Origin of the sequence: Mycobacterium sp. ENV421 (genome assembly GCF_002887815.1) — a bacterium.
Lineage (GTDB): Bacteria > Actinomycetota > Actinomycetes > Mycobacteriales > Mycobacteriaceae > Mycobacterium.
In genome coordinates, this window is sequence record NZ_PDHO01000090.1 from 1 (window position 1) to 3,924 (window position 3,924).

The 3,924-nt window shown below is 60.6% G+C and carries 6 protein-coding genes; 3 read left to right on the plus strand and 3 right to left on the minus strand.

Features of this window, described 5'->3' with window-relative positions; genetic code table 11:
- Window positions 1-558: DUF6262 family protein (locus CRM90_RS30620; RefSeq protein WP_102810393.1), on the plus strand; the 558-nt coding region annotated here is incomplete at its 5' end.
- A gap of 238 nt (window positions 559-796) precedes the next feature.
- Here CRM90_RS30620 and CRM90_RS29560 read toward each other — a convergent pair.
- Complete coding sequence (locus CRM90_RS29560) at window positions 797-1,399, minus strand: class I SAM-dependent methyltransferase (RefSeq protein WP_233209594.1); 603 nt, start codon at window positions 1,397-1,399, stop codon at window positions 797-799.
- Window positions 1,400-1,403: 4 nt separating this feature from the next.
- Window positions 1,404-1,883 (minus strand): hypothetical protein, encoded by a 480-nt coding sequence (locus tag CRM90_RS29565; protein WP_102810395.1) that lies wholly within the window; start codon window positions 1,881-1,883, stop codon window positions 1,404-1,406.
- Between the two features lie 79 nt (window positions 1,884-1,962).
- Between CRM90_RS29565 and CRM90_RS29570 the strand changes: the two genes are divergently transcribed.
- Window positions 1,963-2,559, plus strand: coding sequence for a pterin-binding domain-containing protein (locus tag CRM90_RS29570; RefSeq protein ID WP_102810396.1), 597 nt, complete (start codon window positions 1,963-1,965; stop codon window positions 2,557-2,559).
- A 64-nt stretch (window positions 2,560-2,623) separates the two neighbouring features.
- Here CRM90_RS29570 and CRM90_RS29575 read toward each other — a convergent pair whose 3' ends face one another.
- Window positions 2,624-3,151 (minus strand): DinB family protein, encoded by a 528-nt coding sequence (locus tag CRM90_RS29575; RefSeq protein WP_102810397.1) that lies wholly within the window; start codon window positions 3,149-3,151, stop codon window positions 2,624-2,626.
- A 78-nt stretch (window positions 3,152-3,229) separates the two neighbouring features.
- Here CRM90_RS29575 and CRM90_RS29580 point away from each other — a divergent pair, with 78 nt between their 5' ends.
- Window positions 3,230-3,604: a cytidine deaminase family protein gene (locus CRM90_RS29580; RefSeq protein ID WP_233209595.1), complete on the plus strand. Its 375-nt coding sequence runs from the start codon at window positions 3,230-3,232 to the stop codon at window positions 3,602-3,604.
- Window positions 3,605-3,924 lie beyond the last annotated feature (320 nt).

Consider the following 3,924-nt stretch of genomic DNA (forward strand, 5'->3'; position numbering starts at 1 on the left):
CCCTCCGATGTCCTTCGCGAAGCGCGAGACAATCGGTCCAACCGGAAACGCAACGCGGTCTTTCAAGCTGTCGACAAAATGCGCCGGGACGGATCCGAGATCACCTTCGCCTCTGTCGCGCGGGCAGCCCAAGTATCGCAATGGCTCGTCTACGCCGAAGGCGTTCGTGAGTACATCACCGCCGCAATGCAAGCACAGAGTGCACCGTCCGCTCACGATGAGCGCATCGGGCGGAAGCCATCAGTCGCGAGCCTCCGGACGGACCTCGAACTGGCTCGCCAGGACATCAAGGCGCTGCGACATGAGAACGCCCGGCTCAAGATTGTGCTACGAGAACGACTTGGTGAACAGCTCCAAGCTGAATCGGCGCAGTCGTTACGCCTGCGCATCGACCATCTCTCCGAAGTGAACAATCGGCTGAGCAACGAGAACTCCTGTCTGAGTGACGACGTCGGTTCACTGCGCGAACAGCTGACCGCTGCCGAAGACGATCTTGCAGCCGCAAGGGCGAGTCTGCGTCGAATGATCAAGAGCCAGAACGCTGACCTCGCCGAGTAACCGCAGCAGGCTAATCTGCAACGCGGTTGAACTACGTTCTGCTGTTCACCCCGTTGGCAACGCGAGTAAGACGCGGAGGCCCAGCAAACTTGGTGCCCGCAGTATTCCCGCGGGGTGTTGATCCGGGACTCCGCGCGGTGAGGAGTGCATCGCCACAGACCGCTCGTCTCGTTTCTAAAGATTCAGGACTGATCAGTTCCTGTCTCATGTGAAGCTGGCGCGATCGACCGGTGTGTTTCTACTTCGGTTTGCGCCAGGTGATGGCGTATCGCCATAGCGGGAGCCGACGCCAGGTCATGCCGGGGAGCACCGTCGTTGCGATCTGTTCGACCTCGGTGTACGTGTGCGGAAACTGCATCTGGACCGGGGCATTGTGCTGCCAGAAGCCGCGGGTGCGGGAGTAGATCTGGTGCTGTATGACACCTACGGCATCGAAGGCGTAGTCAGGGAGAGTCGAGCTGCGAGCGCAACCGATCACAACCAGTGCGCCGCCGGGGGCAGTGAGGTCCGCGAGGCGCTGTAGACCGGCCGCCAGATCGGGCAAGTGATGAACGGTCGCGACGGCGGCCACAAGGTCGTAGTACGCCTCGGGCAGGGCATGGGTGAGGGCGTCGCCGGTGATCCAGGTGATGTTGGCCGAGGTGCTGGATCGAGCGAGGTTGATGATGTCGGCGTCGGAGTCGATGCCGGTGACCTCGGGAACCTCCTCGGCGAGACGGACGGCCAGCAGGCCGTCGCCGGTACCGACGTCAAGAGCGGTGCGCGTGTTTGGTGGCATGGTGTCGAGAACAAGGTCGTAGTAGTGGGTGTTGTGGTTCCACCGATGTCGTTCGTCGCTCACCACCTCAGCTTGCTTGACCGTAAGAGACCAGTGCCAGCAGGACGCGATCGATGAAGTCGCCGAACTTGTCGGGTCGCTGATCGAGTGCTTCATCCGAATGCAGGGTGAAGTCTTTCTTTCCGCTGAAGGTGAATGTGGCGCGTCGAGTCCAGTGGGTCACCCGCCGGGATACCTCGTCGTAGCGCTGGTCTTCGATGGCGATGTCGACCTGCTTGAGTTCGGCCAGCGGTATTACCGCACCGGTGATCGCGACGTTGGAGTCATCGTTGCTTCCCTCGCAGCTCAGGACCCCGAACTGCGATCCGTTCAGCCACGTGACCGTATGTATCCCGTGTTCGGAATTGGTGTAGCCGACGGCATGTGCACTGGGGTGAACGTGCCGTCGCGCGACATTCAAGAACACCCGGGGGATGGTGGCAGTGCTGTCATCGAAGATTCTGCGCTTCCATTCCCGCAGGGCGTGATCAGGATCGTTTTCGGTCATTAGGTCACTTTCTTTATCCGTTGTCATCTGTCACGATAGACGATAGACGACTCCGGTCGAGAAGGGCAACAAACACTCAATGAACGAGACGCCACCCCAAGCAACGTTGGCCGATCTGCTGCGCAAAGCCATCGACGACCGCACTGGCGCCCCGCTGCGTGACATCCAGGCCCTCGTCGAGGCTGAGGAAACGGCCCGGCCACGGGGCATGTCACTGAACCGCAGTACCGCATCACAAATATTGCGGGGCGCTTACCGCGGCACCCCATCTCCGGCTACCGTCCGCGCGATCGGCTGGCTGGCTGGCGTTACCGATGAGGTGGCGTTTGCGGCAGCCGGCCAACCTGCACCCGGGCGACCTCTAGCGGACGAACTTCCATCCGCCACGGACACGCTCAACGATCGCGAGCGAGCCGTTGTGATCGATGTCGTCAGAGCGCTACTCGCACAGCGCCAGAGCATCGACGGGTGGAAAGCCACTACCGCCGAAGCTCTCGATCACATCGTCAACGACCTGACGCGTATAAAGCAGACCCTCGACGACGTAGCTGGCGGGAACGACGCAACCGAAATGATCAGTGCCGCAGCCAATGAGCTGACAGGCGTAATCACTCGCACACACCGCCTCACTGAACAATGTATGACCGAGGACGCAACAGCCAACGCCACCACCTGAGCGGTCGCGGCGTTGCTTCGCGGCCTATCTCGTTTCTAAGATTCGAGGCCAGTCACTTCCTGTCTCAGGTGAGGGTTGGTGTCTCAACCCCGGTGCGTGGGTTGCGCGGGGTGGGCCGGTCGATCTGCTCGCGCAAGATGTCTCCGTGACCGGCGTGCCGGGCGAATTCTTGGATCATGGCCAGCAGCGTCCACCGCATGCTGACGGCGCCTTCCCTCGGGTTGTCTTTGGTGTCGTCCAGGTTAAAGCCCGCCGCGATCTCCCGTGATTTTTGGCTAGCTCGTTCGAACTCGGCGATGACGTCTTCCAGCGACTCGTCGTCGGTTACAAAGAAGGTGCCTTCGTCGCGGCGCGAGTACCCATCGCACTCGGATTCCTCCAGTCCCGCCCAGAATCGCTGAAACCAAATCCTCTCTGCACCAGCGGCATGCTTGATCAACGAGATTGGCGTCGTCAGCGATGCAACGAGTCGGATTCGGGCCTGGGCTTCGGGAAGGCCGCGGACAGTTTCGATGAGTGCTTCACGGTTGTGGTCGAGCAGATTCTCGATGATCAATCGTTCGGCGCCGTTTCGTATTTGCTCGTCGGACATAATGTTTGATCCTTCTCGTTTGTTTGGGTGCGTGGACGGGTTTTGGTGACACGGCGTTAGTTGGTGCATCCTCAAGCGGTGAGTGGTTTCGAGCCCCTACTTGCTGCGGCGCGGGCCGTGGTCGCCCCGCGTCAGCTGACTGAGTCCGCTGTGTGCGGCACTGTCGGTGCTGCGATTGAGACCGCGAACGGCGATGTGTTCGTGGGTGTCTGCGTGGACACTGCTTCATCACTGGGTTTTTGCGCTGAACTCTCAGCCGCAGCTGCGATGCTTACCGCAGGTCAAAGCAAGATCGTGCGAATGGTGGCGGTGGACCGCCACGGCGAGGTACTGGCACCGTGTGGGCGTTGCCGAGAGTTCGTCATCCAGCTCGATGAGGCCAACGCAGACACTCGCGTGATGATTGACGTAGACAGCTCGATCGCGCTGCGAGAGCTTCTGCCGTTCCGATGATCGTACGGTAGCCGGCCCGCTAACTCGACTCTAAACGCACCGCTGCTTTGCCCAACGGTGGGAACGTCTCTTTTCCAGAGAGACGAGACACCCGTTCGGGCGTAACTCCTAGCTGCGTAGTCCCAGGTCGCGGTGTCTCATATCGTGTCTCACACCGCGCGTCTCAGATCCTCGTTGTCAGTCGCGACAATGGAGTCTCCCGGAGACAACAGCCCTTACATACCTCGCGCGGAAGCGAATCCTCCGTTTCCTCACTATGCCCAGGCCAAAGCCGTAGATGCGCGCACATCAACTGAGGTGAGGGTCGATAAGCCTCACCG